Below are 16745 nucleotides of genomic sequence, written 5' to 3' on the forward strand. Positions count from 1 at the left end.
AAATCCACCGCAGCGCCGAGGACCGTCTTTCCCAACAGGAGACGGTCCTTTTCGTTGTTGCATGAAAGAAAAGATGAGGTACGTACATCAGAAAATGATTTACGTACCTCGGAACCTGCGCTAGGAGTCCGCTCGGAGGAAACATGAAGCCGACCGTGCACGACATCGCAGCCGCCGCGGGCGTGAGCCTTGCCACCGTCGACCGGGTGCTCAACCGCCGGCCGGGCGTGAGCGCCCGCACCCGCGGCAGGGTGGAGGCTGCCGTCGCGACGCTCGGTTTCGTGCGGGACGTGGCGGCTGCCAATCTCGCCAAGGGGCGCGTCTATCCGCTGACCTTCATCCTGCCTTCCAACGACAATTCCTTCATGCGTGAGGTGGAGGCGGCGGTGCATGATGCCGTGGCGCGCTCGCCCTCGGAGCGGACAGATATCCGCATCCTCAAGGTGCCGCCCTTCGATGCGGCCGCCCTTGTCCAGACGCTGGACGCACTGGCGGACGACCGGCCGGCCGGCGTGGCGCTCGTCGCCGTCGACGCGCCGGAGGTAGCGGGTGCCGTCGACCGGCTGGTGGAGGCGGGCATTCCGGTGGTGACGCTGGTTTCCGACCTGCCGGCATCGCGGCGGGTCCATTTCGCCGGCATCGACAATCTGGCCGCCGGCCGAACGGCGGCGAGCCTGCTCGGACGTTTCGTCGGCGACAGGCGCGGTTCGATCGCGGTTCTGGCCGGCTCCATGCTGGTGCGCGACCATCGCGAGCGCCTGGAAGGATTCCGTTCGGTCATGGCCGCCGAATATCCGCATCTTTCGTTGCTCGAGGTCATCGAGGGGCGCGACGATCCGGCGCTTGTCGAGAGCCGGCTCACCGATCTCTTTCGCGAGCGCGGCGACATTCTCGGAATCTACAGCCTCGGCGCCGGCAATCGTGGTCTCGTGGCAGCGCTTGGCAAGGCCAGGTTCGAGCGGCGCCCGGCGGTGATCGCCCATGAACTGACCGGCACGACGCGAAACGCGCTGACCGACGGTCTGATCGACGCGGTGCTCAACCAGGACGCCGGCCACGAGGTGCGCAGCGCCATCCGGGTGCTGAAGGCCAAGGCCGACGGCCTGCCGCTTCTGGCGGCGCAGGAACGCATCCGCATCGACATTTTCTTGAAGGACAACCTGCCGTGAAGGGCGGGAAATAGGAGAGACGACATGTATCTGGGGCTAGACCTCGGCACCTCGGGTGTGAAGGCCATGCTGATCGACGAGAACCAGCGGGTGGTGGGCGTCGCCAATGCGGCGCTCGATGTTTCGCGTCCGCATCCCGGCTGGTCGGAGCAGGAGCCGCTCGACTGGATCCGGGCGACGCGGAAAGCCGTGGGCGCGCTGAAGGCTGCGCATGGCCCAGCGCTTTCCGTCGTCAAGGGCATCGGCCTTTCCGGCCATATGCATGGCGCCACGCTGATCGATGCGGCGGATCAGGTGCTTCGCCCCTGCATCCTGTGGAACGACACGCGCAGCCATGTCGAGGCGGCGGAGATGGATGCCGATCCGCGCTTCCGCGCCATCACCGGCAATATCGTCTTTCCGGGCTTCACTGCACCGAAACTCGCCTGGGTGGCGAAGAACGAGCCGGACGTCTTTGCCCGGGTGGCCAAGGTTCTGCTTCCGAAGGATTTCCTGCGCCTGTGGCTGACCGGCCAATATCTCTCCGACATGTCGGATTCGGCCGGAACCGCCTGGCTCGATACGGGCGCGCGCCGCTGGTCGGCAGAACTGCTGGACGCGACCGGGCTTTCCGAGCGGCAGATGCCGGGGCTCGTCGAGGGCACCGATCCGGCCGGAACGCTGCGTCACCAACTGGCCGCCGAATGGGGCATGGCGAGCGGCGTGACCATCGCCGGCGGCGCCGGCGACAATGCAGCTTCCGCCTGCGGCATGGGCACGGTCGCGGAAGGCCAGGCCTTCGTCTCGCTCGGCACCTCCGGCGTGCTCTTCGCAGCCAACGGCTCCTATCTGCCGAAGCCGGAGAGCGCCGTGCATGCCTTCTGTCACGCGCTGCCGAACACCTGGCACCAGATGGGCGTCATTCTCTCGGCGACCGACGCGCTGAACTGGCTGAGCGGCATCACCGGCAAGGCGGCCGGAGAACTCACCGGCGACCTTGGCAACGATCTGAAGGCGCCGGGCAGCGTCACCTTCCTGCCCTACCTCTCGGGCGAGCGCACCCCGCACAACGACGCGAAGATCCGCGGCGCTTTCATCGGCCTTGGCCATGAAAGTTCGCGCGAGGTGCTGACGCAGGCCGTGCTCGAGGGGGTTACCTTCGCTATCCGCGACAATCTCGAGGCGTTGAGGTCGGCGGGCACCCATATCTCCCGGGTGACGGCGATCGGTGGCGGTTCGCGCTCGCGCTACTGGCTGGCCTCGATCGCAACGGCGCTCGGCCTTCCGGTCGACATTCCGGCCGACGGCGATTTCGGCGCGGCCTTCGGTGCGGCACGGCTCGGGCTGATCGCCGCGACGGGCGCAGACCCGCTTTCCGTCTGCACGGCACCGAAGACGGCCGAGACGGTCGAACCCGTCACGGCGCTCGCCGGTGCCTACGAGGAGGCCTACGGGCGCTACCGGTCGCTTTATCCGGCGATCAAATCGCTGGCTCATTGACACGGAGCCCCCTCATCCGCCTGCCGGCACCTTCTCCCCGATGGGGAGAAGAGATCTGCGGCAAGCGCCGAGGCCCTCCTCTCCCCACCGGGGAGAGGGCAGGGTGAGGGGGGAGCCAGAAATGCGACTTTCACAGCATTCGAACACGAACCAGGAGGAAATACCCATGACGACAGGCTTCTTCGGCGATATCGCCAAGGTCGAGTATGAAGGCCCGGACAGCACCAATCCGCTCGCCTTCCACCATTACAATCCCGACGAAGTGGTGCTCGGCAAGCGGATGGAAGACCATCTGCGCTTCGCGGTGGCCTACTGGCATACCTTCACCTGGCCGGGCGGCGATCCGTTCGGCGGGCAGACCTTCGAGCGGCCGTGGTTCTCCGACACGATGGAAGCGGCAAAGATGAAGGCCGACGTCGCCTTCGAATTCTACCAGCTGCTCGGCGTTCCCTATTACTGCTTCCATGACGCCGACGTGCGGCCCGAGGGTCGGACCTTCGCCGAGAACACCAGGAACCTCAACGAGATCGTCGACTATTTCGAGAAGAAGCAGGCCGAGACGGGCGTCAGGCTGCTCTGGGGCACGGCGAACCTGTTCTCCAACCGCCGCTTCATGTCTGGGGCCGCCACCAATCCGGACCCGGACGTCTTCGCCTTCTCGGCGGCGACCGTGAAGACCTGCATGGACGCCACCCAGCGGCTGGGCGGCGAGAACTACGTGCTGTGGGGCGGGCGCGAGGGCTACGAGACCCTGCTCAACACCGACCTGAAGCGCGAGCTGAGCCAGCTCGGCCGGTTCCTCAACCTTGTCGTCGAGTACAAGTACAAGACCGGCTTCAAGGGCACGATCCTGATCGAGCCGAAGCCGCAGGAGCCGACCAAGCACCAGTACGACTACGACGTCGCGACCGTCTACGCCTTCCTGCAGAAGAACGGGCTGGAAAACGAGGTCAAGGTCAATATCGAGCAGGGCCACGCGATCCTGGCCGGCCATTCCTTCGAGCACGAGATCGCCATGGCGAACGCCTTCGGCATCTTCGGCTCGATCGACATGAACCGCAACGACTACCAGTCGGGCTGGGACACCGACCAGTTCCCCAACAACGTGCCGGAAATGGCGCTGGCCTATTACCACGTCCTGTCGGGCGGCGGCTTCCAGACCGGCGGCACCAATTTCGACGCCAAGCTGCGCCGCCAGTCGCTCGATCCGGCCGACCTGCTCTACGGCCATATCGGCGGCATGGACTGCTGCGCCCGTGGCCTGAAGGCGGCGGCGAAGATGATCGAGGACGGCGCGCTGTCGAAGCCGCTGGAAGAGCGCTACGCAAACTGGGACAGCCCCGAGGCACAGCGCATGCTGCGCGGCGAGCTGTCGCTGGAAGCGATCACAAAAATGGTCGAGGACGGTAACGTCAATCCGGAACCGAAGTCGGGCCGGCAGGAGTATCTGGAGAACGTGGTCAACCGCTACGTCTAACAGCAACAGGCCCTCTCTCCGCTTGCGGGGAGAGGGCTCCGCCCGGCGGCGGATCGGGCCATTCAACCCAGTGAATAGCGCTTGGATATGGTTGCCGTAGCGTCCCGATAATCGCGAAAGCCCATTGCCTGGTAGTAGGCCTGGCCGCCCTTGTTCTCCCGCCGGATCGTCGCATCGATGAAGGTGGCGCCGGCCGCCTTCGCCGCGCTGGCCGTTTCGGCAAACAACGACCGCCCTATGCCCATCTTGTGCGCGTGTGGATCCACGTAGGTCGCGATGATCGCCCAGTCGGAGGGCAAGGGATCGTCGCCGGTCCATTCGGGATCGGCCCATTCGAGCGACTGGAAACCCACGATCTTCGAACCGTTCACGGCGACGAAGCAGCTGATGGCGAACCGAGGCGTGATGAAGGTATCGACGATGCCGGCCTCGTCAAAAGGCTCGGCATAGGCCGTGGTTCCTCCGATCGCGACGATTTCGTTGAGAAGTTCGGCCATTGCGCCCGCATCCTGTATCGTGGCCGGGCGGATCTCCAAAGACATCGAGCCTTCCTCCTTGTTCGATGGTCCATCCGACCCGGGGGCGCCTAGCGTCTGGCCGCCGGTCCAGTCACCGAACCGCGCACGATCAAATCCGGCATCAGCAGGATTTCGCGGCGCTCGGTCGGGCGCTCGGCGAGCTGGGCGAGCAGCAGTGCCATGGCCTGTTTGCCGATCGCGGTGCGGGGTTGGCGGATGGTGGTGAGCGCCGGGTTGAGATAGGTCGCCTGCGGCACGTCGTCGAAGCCGATGACGGAAAAATCCTTCGGCAGGTCGTAGCCGCGCGCATTGAGCCCGTTGATCACGCCGATGGCGGTGGCGTCGTTGACGCACATGAAGGCGGTCGGCAGCGTGTCGCGCATGAAGAGCTGCTCGACCGCCAGGCGGCCGCTTTCGATCGTGCCTTCGCCCTCGACCACGATGCGGTTCTCCGGCACGATGCGCGCCGCGTCGAGCGCGAGATCATAGCCATGACGGCGGCGCTGGTGGCCGAGGCGGGTTCGGCTGTCGCCGATGAAGGCGATGCGGCGATGGCCCGCGGAGAGCAGGTGTTCGGCGGCCTTCCGGGCACCGGCGACATCATCGACGCCGACATAGGATATCTTCGAGCCGAAAACGGGTTCGAACACGGCGACCGTCGGCGGCAGCCGGGTGCCGGCGACCTGGTGGCCAAAGGGCTCGTGGCCGGTGAACAGCACTAGGCCGGTCGCCTGGCCGGAACTCAGGAACTTCAGATATTCAAGGCCGCGCTCGGGGTCGTTCTGGGTGTGGCCGATGAGAACGCCAAAACCATGGGCGCGGGCCTCGTTCTCCAGCCCGATCAGCGTGGAGGAGAAGTTCGGATCACCGATGTCCGGCGCCAGGATGAGGATCATGTTCGACCGGCCCATGCGCAGCGAGCGCGCCATGGCATTGGTCGTGTAGCCGGTGATCGCGATTGCTTGGTTCACCCGCTGGCGCGTCGACTTGGCGACCTTGTCGGGCGTGTGGATCGCACGGCTCACCGTCGCGATCGACACCTCGGCCAGGCGCGCAACATCCTCGATCGTCGCTGGTGCTGAGTTCTGCACGCGGACACCATCCCCCTATCCGTCTGGAATCGCTGGAGAGATTATCGTCTGTGTTGCGACTGCGAAAGCCGATGGGGTGGCTTTTACCCCCATGATGCAGTGATGTAAACCTTTACATTGGCAATGTAAAGGTTTACACAAAATCCCAGGAGCGGTTGAGGAGCCGCGGGGAGGCTTGCATGACATCAGTTGGGGACTCTGCGCGCGCACCCGTGCTCGCGGCGGAGCGAATCTCGAAATCTTTCGGCGACGTCCAGGTGCTGTTCAGCGTGGATTTCGACGTGTTGCCGGGCGAGGTGCACGCGCTGATGGGCGAGAATGGCGCGGGCAAGTCCACGCTGGTCAAGATCCTGTCGGGCTTCGAACAGGCAAGCTCCGGCACCATCCTGCTTGACGGCGAGCCGGTCATCCTGCCGCCCAACGGCGCGGCCGAGGCGCTCGGCATCGTGCTCATCCACCAGGAATTCAACCTCGCCGACCACCTGACCGTCACCGAGAGCCTCTTCCTTGGCCGCGAGGTCACCCGTTTCGGCATGCTCGATCGCAAGCACATGCGGGCAGAGACGCGCCGCGTGCTCGACCAGCTCGGCTCGCGGATCGACGAGAATGCGCTGATCAGCTCGCTCGCCGTGGCCGACAAGCAGATGGTGGAGATCGCCAAGGCGATCAGCCGCCGGGCGCGCATCGTGTTCATGGACGAGCCGACGGCCGTGCTGTCGCGCGAGGAAACCGAGGTGCTGTTCGACCAGGTGCGCAAGCTGCGGGCCGGGGGCACGAGTTTCGTCTTCGTGTCGCACAAGCTCGATGAAGTCATGGAGCTGACCGACCGGGTGACCGTGTTGCGCGACGGACAGTGGGTGAAGACCGCGCCGACCTCTGCGCTGGACGGCGAGGCGATCGCCCAGCTGATGGTCGGGCGCGAGTTGTCGAGCCTCTATCCCAACAAGCACGAGCCGGATGTCGACGAAGAGGTCGTGCTGTCGGTCAAGGGTCTCTCCACCGGCTTCGTCAAGAATGCGAGCTTCGAGCTGAGGCGCGGCGAGGTGCTGGGCTTTTCCGGCCTGATCGGGTCGGGCCGCACGGAACTGATGGAGGCGGTCGCGGGCCTGCGCCCGCGCCTGTCGGGGCAGGTCTGGCTGAAGGGTGCCGTGCTCGAGCCGCAGGATTTCCGCGAGGCGAACCGCCGCGGGCTCGCCTATATGACCAAGGACCGCAAGGGCAAGGGGCTGCTGCTCGGCGAGGGGATGACCGCCAACCTGACGCTGCAATCCATGGAGCGGCATCTCAAGCATATCTATCTCGATCCGGCGAGCGAAGCCAGGGCCATGGCCCGGGCCAAGCGCCGCTTCGACATCCGGGTGCGCGACGACAGGATCAAGGTTGGCCGCATGTCGGGGGGCAACCAGCAGAAGCTGCTGCTCGCCAAGATCATGGAGATCGAGCCGCAGGTGATCGTCATCGACGAGCCGACGCGCGGCATCGATGTCGGCACCAAGCAGCAGATCTACCATTTCATCGCAGCACTTGCCCGCGAGGGCCGCTCGATCATCGTCATCTCCTCGGAGATGCCGGAAGTGATCGGGCTGTGCACCCGCGTCGCCGTCATGCGTGAAGGTCGCATGGTTGGCATGCTGGAAGGCGAGGAGATCAACGAGCAGACCATCATGCGCTACGCCGCGGGCCTGAAACGCCAGATGGCGAGCTGACAGAACGTTTCTGCGAAAAGGCCCGGCGGCAAGACCGGGCTTGGACAAGAGACATGGGACGGCGCAGCCGCCGACTTGGGCAGGCTGCCGGAGGAGACGAGAGACAATGACGACCGAGACCGAGAGCGCAACCGAAATCCGTGGCCGCCGCACATGGCGGGACGTGGACTTGAGAGCGGTCGCGCCCTTTGCCGCCCTGCTCCTGCTGCTGATCATCGGGGCGATGGTCAATCCGAATTTCATCGGCCTCACCAACCTCGCCAATGTCGCCACCCGCTCGGCCTTCATCGCCATCATCGCGGTCGGCGCGACCTTCGTCATCTCGTCCGGTGACCTCGATCTCTCCGTCGGCTCGATGGTGGCCTTCGTCGCCAGCCTGATGATCCTGTTCATGAATTCGGGTGTGATTGCCGATCCAGGCATGATGATTGCCGTTGCCATGCTTCTCACCGTCGTCATCGGATCGCTGTGCGGGCTGGTGAACGGCCTGATTACCACGGTCGGCAAGATCGAGCCCTTCATCGCGACGCTCGGCACCATGGGGATCTACCGCGGCCTGACGACCTGGCTCTCGCAGGGCGGGGCGATCACGCTGCGCGATCCGGCACAGCAGGAAATGTATCGGCCGGTCTATTTCGGCTCGATCCTCGGTCTGCCGGTGCCGATCTTCATCATCCTCGTCGTGACCGCGATCGCCGCCTTCGTGCTTTACCGCATGCGCTACGGCCGGCATGTGGTCGCCGTCGGCTCCAATCGCGACGTCGCGCGCTATTCCGGCATCGCGGTCGACCGGGTGCGCACCATCGCCTTCATCATCCAGGGGCTCTGCGTGGCGATCGCCGTGCTTCTCTACGTGCCGCGTCTCGGCTCGACCTCGGCGACCACCGGCATCCTCTGGGAATTGCAGGCAATCACCGCGGTCGTCGTCGGCGGCACGGCGCTGAAAGGTGGCGCCGGCCGGGTGTGGAGCACGATCTGCGGCGCCTTCATCCTGGAACTCGTCGGCAACATCATGCTGCTCTCCAACTTCATCTCCGAATATCTGATCGGCGCCATCCAGGGCACGATCATCATCATCGCGATGCTCGTCCAGCGGTCGTTGGCGCGCAAGGCGTGAACCGCGGCCGGGCAGGAGGGTCGCCCGGTCCGTCCATCAACGAGACCCTGGACATCTTGGGAGGAAACCAATGCACAAGAAACTGCTCGGCCTTGCCGTCGCCATGACGGCACTGGCGTCGATCTTCACCGCCGCCGAGGCGCAGGAGACGAAGACGATCGGCGTCTCCATTCCGGCCGCCGACCACGGCTGGACCGCCGGTGTCGTCTACCACGCCAACCGCGTCGCCGAACTGCTGATGAAGGAACATCCCGGCCTCAACGTCATCGTCAAGACCTCGGCCGATCCTGCCACCCAGGCGAACGCCGTGCAGGATCTCGAGATCCAGGGCATCGACGCGCTCGTCATCCTGCCGACCGACCCGGACCCGCTGGTCAACGCGATCAAGGAAGTGAAGAACAAAGGCCATTTCGTCACGATCGTCGACCGTGCGCCCTCCGTCAACGACAACACGGTGCGCGACCTCTACGTCGCCGGCAACAATCCGGCGCTCGGCGAAGTCGCCGGCCAGTATATCGCCAAGAACACGCCGGATGCCGAAGTGGTCGTCATCCGCGGCATGCCGATCCCGATCGACCAGCAGCGCCAGGACGGCTTCGATAAGGGCATTGCCGGCTCGAACGTCAAGATCCTCGACCGCCAGTTCGGCAACTGGAACCGTGACGACGCCTTCAAGGTCATGCAGGACTACCTGACCAAGTATCCGAAGATCGACGTGGTCTGGTGCCAGGACGACGACATGGCTGTCGGCGTACTGCAGGCCATCGAACAGGCCAAGCGCACCGACATCCAGTACATCATCGGCGGCGCGGGTTCGAAGGACATGATCAAGAAGGTCATGGACGGCGACAAGATGGTGCCGGTCAACGTGCTCTATCCGCCGTCGATGGTCGGCACCGCGATGGAGCTGACCGCGGCCGCGATCTACGACCAGGTTCCGGTCCACGGCACCTACACGCTGGACGCGACCCTGATCACGCCGGACAATGCCAAGAACTACTACTTCCCGGACTCGCCGTTCTGACCAGCGGCATCTGCCAGACGCAGCGATCTGCCCGGTTTTCCCGGGCAGATTTTCGCCGCCGTCATCATCGCCGTTGTATCGATTTTGCATCTCCTGTAATCGTGACTGAAACGTTGCAGGAAGACTTTGGGAGGAGAATTCATGAAGACGATCAAGGGGCCGGCGATCTTTCTCGGCCAGTTTGCTGGCGATGCCGCACCTTTCAATTCCTGGGATGCGATCACCAAATGGGCGGCGGACGCGGGCTATCTCGGCGTGCAGGTGCCGACCTGGGCCGGACAGTTGATCGACCTGAAAAAGGCGGCCGAATCCAAGACCTACTGCGACGAACTCGCCGGTGTGGCGCGCCAGAACGGCGTCGAGATCACCGAGCTTTCGACCCATCTGCAGGGCCAGCTGGTCGCCGTGCATCCGGCCTATGACGAGGCGTTCGACGGCTTTGCCGCACCGGAAGTGCGCGGCAATCCCAAGGCGCGGCAGGAATGGGCCGTGCAACAGGTCAAGTATGCGCTCAAGGCGTCCAACAATCTCGGCATCAATGCCCATGCGACCTTTTCCGGGGCGCTGGCATGGCCCTATTTCTATCCCTGGCCGCAGCGGCCGGCTGGTCTCGTCGAGACAGCCTTCGACGAACTGGCCAGGCGCTGGAAGCCGATCCTCGACTATGCCGATTCCCAGGGGGTCGACGTCGCCTATGAGATCCATCCGGGCGAGGACCTGCATGACGGCGTGACCTTCGAGATGTTCCTCGAGCGCGTCGGCGGGCACACCCGGGCCAACATGCTCTACGATCCGTCGCACTACGTGCTCCAGTGCCTCGACTATCTCGACCACATCGACATCTACAAGGACCGGATCAAGATGTTCCACGTCAAGGACGCGGAGTTCAATCCGACCGGCCGGCAGGGCGTCTATGGCGGCTACCAGAGCTGGGTGAACCGGGCAGGGCGCTTCCGCTCGCTCGGCGACGGCCAGGTCGATTTCGGCGCGATCTTCTCGAAGATGGCCGCCAATGACTTCGACGGCTGGGCCGTGGTCGAATGGGAATGCGCACTCAAGCACCCGGAAGACGGTGCCCGCGAAGGCGCCGAGTTCGTCAAGCACCACATCATCCGGGTCACGGACCACGCCTTCGACGACTTCGCCGCCGGCGGCACCGACGATGCCGCCAACCGGCGCATGCTCGGGCTTTGAGAGGCGGCGTTCGCCTCTCACCCTAGCCCTCTCCCCGCGTGCGGGGAGAGGGGACTTGCCCCTTCCAGCCCCGGGTGAACAGCATCGGCGCGACGGTGCCGCACAGGTCCTTCTCCCCCGCTTGCGGGGAGAAGGTGGCGGCAGCCGGATGAGGGGCAGCTCCACCACATCAGATTTTTCCAGGAGGTATTTCATGGCAATTGAAGGAAAGACGGAAGCGCGGACGCAGAAGATCAGGCTCGGCATGGTGGGCGGCGGTTCCGGCGCCTTCATCGGCGGCGTGCATCGCATGGCGGCGCGCATCGACGATCATTTCGATCTCGTGGCCGGCGCGCTGTCGTCGACGGCGGAGAAATCGCTGGCCTCTGGCCGCGAACTGGGGCTTGATCCGGAGCGCTGCTACGGCTCGTTCGAGGAGATGGCCGAGAAGGAAGCGGCCCGGCCGGACGGCATCGAGGCCGTGTCGATCGTCACGCCCAACCATGTGCACTATCCGGCGGCCAAGGCCTTTCTCGAGCGCGGCATCCACGTCATCTGCGACAAGCCGCTGACGTCCAATCTGGAGGATGCGAAAAAGCTGAAGGCGGTGGCCGACCAGTCCAAGGCGCTGTTCGTGCTCTCCCACAACTACACCGGATATCCGATGGCGCGTCATGCGCGCGAACTGGTGCGGTCCGGCGAACTGGGCGAAATCCGCCTGGTGCAGATGGAGTATCCGCAGGACTGGCTGGCCGAGCCGATCGAGCAGACCGGCCAGAAGCAGGCAGCCTGGCGCACGGATCCCAAGCAGTCGGGCGCCGGCGGCTCGACCGGCGACATCGGCACCCATGCCTATAATCTCGGCTGCTTCATCTCCGGCCTCGAAATCGAGGAACTTGCCGCCGACGTGCACACCTTCGTCGCCGGCCGCAAGCTCGACGACAATGCCCATGTGATGCTGCGGTTCAAGGGCGGCGCCAAGGGGCTGCTGTGGTGCAGCCAGGTGGCAGTCGGCCACGAGAACGGGCTGAAGGTCCGGGTCTACGGTACCAAGGCCGGCATCGAATGGGTGCAGGCCGATCCGAACTATCTGTGGTTCACCCGGCTCGGCGAGCCGAAACAGTTGATCACGCGCGGAGGTGCGGGTGCCGGAGCCTCGGCGCAGCGCGTCACGCGTATTCCCGGCGGCCATCCGGAAGGCTATCTCGAAGCCTTCGCCACGATCTACACGGAGGCGGCAGCCGCCATCAATGCCGCCAAGGCCGGCACGGCCGTCGATCCGGCGGTCGTCTACCCGACCATCGACGACGGCGTCAAAGGCGTTGCCTTCGTCGAGGCCTGCGTGGCCTCGTCGAAGAGCAACGGGGCTTGGGTCAAGGTGTGACGTTACGCTCGTGGGGCCGAGCGCAAGCTCTCCTCGCCCGCACTGCCCTCACCACGGGAGCAACTGGCTTGCTCCCCGCTTCTCCCCGCCGGTGCGGAGGAGGGTGACCGAAGGGACGTAGGCAGATTCTGGAGATGCCGAGGCAAATCTGACCGGTCAGTCCGGTGCGCAGGCCGAGAGCATGGCGGGGGTGTCGACATAGGCTTCGTAGCGGCGGATCGTTCCCTCGCGCACTGTGTAGACATGGACCGCGGCAAGCTCGAATTGCCGGCCCGTCGCGAGAGCCTTGCCCCGTGTGCGGCCGATGCTCACCACGCGGTCGCCTGCCTGGAAGAGTTGCTCGTCGACGATCTGGGTGTCGATCGTGCCGGTCAGGCGGATGAAGAACTGCTGCAGGCCGGCGTGGCCGCGATATTCGCCGCCCCAGGGCAGGAGGTCGGACTGGTAGATTTCGCAGTCGGGATGGTAGAGAGCCTGGATGGCGGGCAGGTCGCGGCCGGCATAGGCCCGGTAGACTGCGCGCACGACATCGAGCGGGCAGGGGTGGTTCTCAGCCGAGTTATCCCGTGCTGTGTTGGCTTGCATGACAAATCTCCTTCGGGCGGCATCGGTGCCGATGCGTGTTCCCTAGGGGATCTGGAGGCCTCATTCTTTCCGCTGGTTGCGGCCCATTGCCTGCCATTGCGAAAACTATGCGCGTGCCCGCGCACGCCATTGCGCCGGCGTCGTTCCGGTCGCTCCGCGAAAGACGTTGGTGAAATGGCTCTGGTTCTTGAAGCCCACGTCCAGGGCGAGCTGTGCGAGGGGCATGTCGGTGGCCGCCAGCAAGCCGCAGGCGAGTTCGATGCGGAAGTCCTGCAGCCATTGAAACGGCGTCCGCCCCGTGGAGGCCTTGAACGCGCGCAGGAAATGGAACTGGCTCAATCCTGCCGCAGCCGCGATCTCCTCGAGGCTCGGATCGTTCGTCACTCTCGAGCGCATATAGTCGATCGTCCGCCTCAGGCTGGCTGGTGACAGGCGCTCTTTCGCCTGCCGAGCAGTATCAAGGGACGGGTTTCGCTCCGCTTCCTGGGCGAGCTGCGCAAGAACAAGCGCGACACCATGGTCGCCATAGGCGCGGCCGATGCCGTCCGCTCCCGCCCCAATGTCTTCCTTCCAGAGCGCGGTCGAGACGGCGGCGAAGATCGGATCCTGCACGACGTGCCCGGTCAGCCGGTCGAGCGAGGTTGCGCCCGTCGGCGTGAACTCTTCGAGCATGCGTGCCACCATGTCCTTCGGGAAGGAGAAGATCAGGCAGTCGTGATTGCCCTCGACCCGCCAGAGAGCGGAGGTGTCGGCAGGGGTCAGGATACCCGCACCCTGATGCCGGTATCCTTCCGCGCCCTTCGGAACCACCAATCCGTCGCCGATGTCGCGCCAGGGTCGGGAACGGCCGGCCAGCAATATCGAAAAGGTGTAGTCGGGAAGCGCCGGCTGCAGGGTCTCGAAGTCCGAGTGGCGCAGGCGCGTCAGGGTGACGCCGCCGGAGCCCACGTGCCGCGTCTGCACGTCTGCACCCGGCGGGACCGTTTGCGCGCTGTCGCTTTCCTTGCTGGTCATGCGGCCAGGGTACAGAGCCTGGAAGGCGAGGTCCAGTTGGGATGCGCTCGCGAGGGATCTGAGCCGGTGCCGGGGGACAATCGGCCAGGGATGACCATCTCGAAGCGAGGCGCTGACGATGTTCCGGCAACACCCCGAATCTGCAACGTTGCAGAATTGTGCATCGGGCTCTTCACCCCGAACTGAACATGGGTTAAACCGCCTTGGACAAAGTTCCTGCATCCCGCTGCCGTGATCTGCGCCAGATGCATAGCCTGGATGAGACCAGCCATGATTGATCCCAAGTCGCTTGCCGAACGCTTCCCCGGCGATTTCACCTTTGGTGTGGCGACCGCCTCGTTCCAGATCGAAGGGGCGTCCAAGGCCGATGGGCGAAAGCCGTCGATCTGGGATGCGTTTTCCAACATGCCGGGCCGCGTCTATGGCCGGCACAACGGCGACGTGGCCTGCGATCACTACCATCGCTGGGAAGAGGATCTCGACCTGATCAAGGCAATGGGCGTTTCGGCCTATCGCTTCTCGATCGCCTGGCCGCGGATCATCCCCGAGGGGACCGGAAGGATCAACGAGAAGGGCCTCGATTTCTACGACAAGCTGATCGACGGCCTGAAGGATCGCGGTATCAAGGCCTTTGCCACGCTCTACCATTGGGACCTGCCGTTGGCGCTGATGGGCGACGGCGGCTGGACCGCGCGTTCGACCGCCTACGCCTTCCAGCGCTATGCCAAGATCGTCATGGCCCGGCTCGGCGATCGGCTCGACGCGGTGGCGACCTTCAACGAGCCCTGGTGCTCGGTGTGGCTCTCCCACCTCTACGGCGTGCATGCGCCGGGCGAGAAGAACATGGACGCAGCACTCCACGCCCTGCACTACACCAATCTCGCGCACGGCCTCGGCGTCGACGCCATCCGCCAGGTGGCGCCGCAGGTGCTGGTCGGGCTGGTGCTGAATGCCCATTCGGTCGTACCCGGTTCCGATAGCGCTGCGGACAAGGCCGCGGCCGAGCGGGCCTTCCAGTTCCACAACGGCGTCTTCTTCGATCCGGTGTTCAAGGGCGCCTATCCGGCGGATTTCCTGTCGGCGCTGGGCTCCCGTCTGCCGAAGATCGAAGATGGCGACATGGAGATCATCAGCCAGAAGCTCGACTGGTGGGGCTTCAACTACTACACGCCGTTGCGGGTCGCCGACGATCCGACGCCGGGGGCGGAATTCCCGGCAACCGTCGACGCGCCGCCGGTCTCCGAGGTCAAGACCGATATCGGCTGGGAGGTCTATGCGCCGGCGCTGAAGTCGCTGGTCGAGGGCCTCTACAAGCGTTACGAGCTGCCGGTCTGTTACATCACCGAGAATGGCGCCTGCTACAACATGGAAGTCGAGAACGGCGAGGTCGACGACCAGCCGCGCCTCGACTACTACGCCGAGCACCTCAGCATCGTCGCCGACCTGATCAAGGACGGCTATCCGATGCGCGGCTATTTCGCCTGGAGCCTGATGGACAATTTCGAATGGGCGCAGGGCTACAAGATGCGCTTCGGCCTCGTCCATGTCGACTACGACACCCAGGTGCGCACCGTGAAGAAGAGCGGCAAGTGGTATAGCGCGCTCGCGGCACAGTTTCCGAAGGGCAACCACAAGACGGTGTGAGTCCTTGCGCGTCTCTCAAGGGCGGCCAGCGGCTTTGCCGGGCCTCAGGCCAGCTTGACCAGCTTCTGATCGGGGCGCTCGGCGGCGTGTCGCTTGTCGAACTCGGCACGGGCCGCGTGAATCTTGTCGTGATTGGCGAACACCCAGCCGCCCATGGCCTGAATCGGTTCGCGCAGCGACTGGCCAAGTTCGGTCAGCTCATATTCGACCCGCGGCGGGACTGTGGGATAGACACTGCGCTTCACCAGGCCATCGCGCTCCAGCGCCCGCAGCGTCAGCGTCAGCATGCGCTGCGAGACACCCACGACAGCGCGCTTGAGATCGCTGAACCGGGCCGGGCCATCGCCCAAAATCATGATGACCAGCACGCTCCACTTGTTGCCGATGCGCGACAGCATTTCGCTGACCGTCTGGCATTTCGCCGGGTCGTAGTGTTTCGGCATCCTGCCTCCCCCATTCTTCGGTTACAAAAATGTGCCTTCTTGCTGAAGATTTCAAGTTCCCTATTTACACCTGGTTACTAATCAATACCGCATTTGCGGTCCGCTTCCGGCCGACCTCCCAAGGCTTGGAAAGGGCGCGCGCGGGCAACCAGGAAAGGCACCCTCCCATGCTCCTCGACAAACTCAACTGGCGCTATGCCACGAAGAAGATGGACCCCTCCAAGCCGGTATCCGAAGACAAGGTTCAGCGCATCCTCGAAGCCATTCGGCTTGCGCCGACCTCGAGCGGTCTGCAGCCCTATGAAGTGATCGTGGTCAAGAATCCGGACACCAAGGCGAAGATCCGCGAGATCGCGTGGAACCAGGCCCAGGTCACGGAAGGGTCGCATCTTCTCGTCTTTGCCGCCTGGGACAATTACACGCCCGAGCGCATCAACGGCATGTTCGACCTCGTGAATGCGGAACGCGGCTTCTCCAACGAAGGCTGGGAGAACTATCGTAAGATGCTGCTCGACACCTATCCGCCGCGCGATCCGCAGGTGAACTTCGAACATGCCGCACGCCAGGCCTATATCGGATTCGGCATCGGCCTGACCGCCGCCGCCTTCGAAGGTGTCGATGCCACGCCGATGGAGGGCTTCGATGCCGCCAAGCTCGACGAGATCCTGGGCCTTCGCGAACGGGGCCTGCGTTCGGTGACGATCATGCCGCTCGGCTATCGCCAGGCTGAAGGCGATTGGCTGGTGAACCTCAAGAAGGTGCGCCGCCCCAAGGAAAGCTTCATCTCCGAAGTGAAGTAAGCGATGCGGCGTGCCGGGCTTGCGGCCCGGCACGCCGAAGGTCGATGGAGCGATGCCGCCTTCGGGCGGGCAGGCCGCCCTATCCTCTGGCCTTCTTGGTCCGCCGTGCACCCAAAGGCCG

General features: G+C 64.6%; 15 protein-coding genes. 10 read left to right on the forward strand and 5 right to left on the reverse strand.

Annotated elements, in window-relative coordinates; all coding sequences use genetic code 11:
- Positions 1 to 143 precede the first annotated feature (143 nt).
- The 3 genes from AC07Y0_RS01985 to xylA all read left to right on the forward strand — a co-directional run bounded on the left by AC07Y0_RS01985 (position 144) and on the right by xylA (position 4125).
- Positions 144 to 1169: a LacI family DNA-binding transcriptional regulator gene (locus tag AC07Y0_RS01985; protein ID WP_498674036.1), complete on the forward strand. Its 1026-nt coding sequence runs from the start codon at positions 144 to 146 to the stop codon at positions 1167 to 1169.
- A 24-nt stretch (positions 1170 to 1193) separates the two neighbouring features.
- Positions 1194 to 2648 carry a xylulokinase gene (xylB, locus tag AC07Y0_RS01990; RefSeq protein WP_498674037.1) on the forward strand — a complete coding sequence of 485 codons (1455 nt, stop codon included), beginning with the start codon at positions 1194 to 1196 and terminating at the stop codon, positions 2646 to 2648.
- 166 nt (positions 2649 to 2814) lie between these two features.
- Positions 2815 to 4125 (forward strand): xylose isomerase, encoded by a 1311-nt coding sequence (xylA, locus tag AC07Y0_RS01995; RefSeq protein WP_498674039.1) that lies wholly within the window; start codon positions 2815 to 2817, stop codon positions 4123 to 4125.
- Between the two features lie 62 nt (positions 4126 to 4187).
- Here the strand turns inward: xylA and AC07Y0_RS02000 are convergent, their stop codons facing one another.
- Together AC07Y0_RS02000 and AC07Y0_RS02005 are read right to left on the reverse strand one after the other, a co-directional pair.
- A complete protein-coding gene (locus AC07Y0_RS02000) occupies positions 4188 to 4667 on the reverse strand; it encodes a GNAT family N-acetyltransferase (protein WP_498674041.1) in 480 nt (159 codons plus the stop codon).
- Between the two features lie 44 nt (positions 4668 to 4711).
- Positions 4712 to 5734, reverse strand: coding sequence for a LacI family DNA-binding transcriptional regulator (locus AC07Y0_RS02005; RefSeq protein WP_498674043.1), 1023 nt, complete (start codon positions 5732 to 5734; stop codon positions 4712 to 4714).
- Between the two features lie 179 nt (positions 5735 to 5913).
- On the opposite strand from AC07Y0_RS02005, the gene AC07Y0_RS02010 reads away from it, so the two are divergent.
- From AC07Y0_RS02010 to AC07Y0_RS02030, 5 genes are all read left to right on the forward strand, one after another.
- Positions 5914 to 7440, forward strand: coding sequence for a sugar ABC transporter ATP-binding protein (locus AC07Y0_RS02010; protein WP_498674045.1), 1527 nt, complete (start codon positions 5914 to 5916; stop codon positions 7438 to 7440).
- A 106-nt stretch (positions 7441 to 7546) separates the two neighbouring features.
- Positions 7547 to 8557 carry an ABC transporter permease gene (locus AC07Y0_RS02015; protein WP_498674046.1) on the forward strand — a complete coding sequence of 337 codons (1011 nt, stop codon included), beginning with the start codon at positions 7547 to 7549 and terminating at the stop codon, positions 8555 to 8557.
- A gap of 70 nt (positions 8558 to 8627) precedes the next feature.
- Positions 8628 to 9581, forward strand: coding sequence for a substrate-binding domain-containing protein (locus AC07Y0_RS02020; protein WP_498674048.1), 954 nt, complete (start codon positions 8628 to 8630; stop codon positions 9579 to 9581).
- 141 nt (positions 9582 to 9722) lie between these two features.
- Positions 9723 to 10775 (forward strand): sugar phosphate isomerase/epimerase family protein, encoded by a 1053-nt coding sequence (locus tag AC07Y0_RS02025; protein ID WP_498674049.1) that lies wholly within the window; start codon positions 9723 to 9725, stop codon positions 10773 to 10775.
- A gap of 193 nt (positions 10776 to 10968) precedes the next feature.
- A complete protein-coding gene (locus AC07Y0_RS02030) occupies positions 10969 to 12138 on the forward strand; it encodes a Gfo/Idh/MocA family protein (protein ID WP_498674050.1) in 1170 nt (389 codons plus the stop codon).
- Between the two features lie 156 nt (positions 12139 to 12294).
- On the opposite strand, the gene AC07Y0_RS02035 is transcribed toward AC07Y0_RS02030, so the two are convergent.
- Both AC07Y0_RS02035 and AC07Y0_RS02040 read right to left on the reverse strand, forming a co-directional pair.
- Positions 12295 to 12723, reverse strand: a complete 429-nt coding sequence (locus tag AC07Y0_RS02035; protein WP_498674052.1) for a nuclear transport factor 2 family protein — start codon at positions 12721 to 12723, stop codon at positions 12295 to 12297.
- A gap of 105 nt (positions 12724 to 12828) precedes the next feature.
- Positions 12829 to 13686, reverse strand: a complete 858-nt coding sequence (locus AC07Y0_RS02040) for a helix-turn-helix domain-containing protein (RefSeq protein ID WP_498674054.1) — start codon at positions 13684 to 13686, stop codon at positions 12829 to 12831.
- A 321-nt stretch (positions 13687 to 14007) separates the two neighbouring features.
- Between AC07Y0_RS02040 and AC07Y0_RS02045 the strand changes: the two genes are divergently transcribed.
- A complete protein-coding gene (locus AC07Y0_RS02045; RefSeq protein WP_498674056.1) occupies positions 14008 to 15381 on the forward strand; it encodes a GH1 family beta-glucosidase in 1374 nt (457 codons plus the stop codon).
- A 44-nt stretch (positions 15382 to 15425) separates the two neighbouring features.
- Here AC07Y0_RS02045 and AC07Y0_RS02050 read toward each other — a convergent pair whose 3' ends face one another.
- Positions 15426 to 15824: a winged helix-turn-helix transcriptional regulator gene (locus AC07Y0_RS02050; protein ID WP_498674058.1), complete on the reverse strand. Its 399-nt coding sequence runs from the start codon at positions 15822 to 15824 to the stop codon at positions 15426 to 15428.
- 167 nt (positions 15825 to 15991) lie between these two features.
- Here AC07Y0_RS02050 and AC07Y0_RS02055 point away from each other — a divergent pair, with 167 nt between their 5' ends.
- On the forward strand, positions 15992 to 16624 hold the full coding sequence (locus AC07Y0_RS02055; protein ID WP_498674061.1) for an NAD(P)H-dependent oxidoreductase: 633 nt from the start codon (positions 15992 to 15994) through the stop codon (positions 16622 to 16624).
- The last annotated feature ends 121 nt before the right edge of the window (positions 16625 to 16745 follow it).

Source organism: Allorhizobium sp. GW101-3B10, assembly GCF_059424725.1.

Excerpts from the sequence above, each read along its gene's own strand:
- AC07Y0_RS01985 (WP_498674036.1), top strand. The coding sequence starts at position 144 with ATGAAGCCGACCGTGCACGACATCGCAGCCGCCGCGGGCGTGAGCCTT.
- xylB (WP_498674037.1), top strand. The coding sequence starts at position 1,194 with ATGTATCTGGGGCTAGACCTCGGCACCTCGGGTGTGAAGGCCATGCTG.
- xylA (WP_498674039.1), top strand. The coding sequence starts at position 2,815 with ATGACGACAGGCTTCTTCGGCGATATCGCCAAGGTCGAGTATGAAGGC.
- AC07Y0_RS02000 (WP_498674041.1), bottom strand. The coding sequence starts at position 4,667 with ATGTCTTTGGAGATCCGCCCGGCCACGATACAGGATGCGGGCGCAATG.
- AC07Y0_RS02010 (WP_498674045.1), top strand. The coding sequence starts at position 5,914 with ATGACATCAGTTGGGGACTCTGCGCGCGCACCCGTGCTCGCGGCGGAG.
- AC07Y0_RS02015 (WP_498674046.1), top strand. The coding sequence starts at position 7,547 with ATGACGACCGAGACCGAGAGCGCAACCGAAATCCGTGGCCGCCGCACA.
- AC07Y0_RS02020 (WP_498674048.1), top strand. The coding sequence starts at position 8,628 with ATGCACAAGAAACTGCTCGGCCTTGCCGTCGCCATGACGGCACTGGCG.
- AC07Y0_RS02025 (WP_498674049.1), top strand. The coding sequence starts at position 9,723 with ATGAAGACGATCAAGGGGCCGGCGATCTTTCTCGGCCAGTTTGCTGGC.
- AC07Y0_RS02030 (WP_498674050.1), top strand. The coding sequence starts at position 10,969 with ATGGCAATTGAAGGAAAGACGGAAGCGCGGACGCAGAAGATCAGGCTC.
- AC07Y0_RS02035 (WP_498674052.1), bottom strand. The coding sequence starts at position 12,723 with ATGCAAGCCAACACAGCACGGGATAACTCGGCTGAGAACCACCCCTGC.
- AC07Y0_RS02045 (WP_498674056.1), top strand. The coding sequence starts at position 14,008 with ATGATTGATCCCAAGTCGCTTGCCGAACGCTTCCCCGGCGATTTCACC.
- AC07Y0_RS02050 (WP_498674058.1), bottom strand. The coding sequence starts at position 15,824 with ATGCCGAAACACTACGACCCGGCGAAATGCCAGACGGTCAGCGAAATG.
- AC07Y0_RS02055 (WP_498674061.1), top strand. The coding sequence starts at position 15,992 with ATGCTCCTCGACAAACTCAACTGGCGCTATGCCACGAAGAAGATGGAC.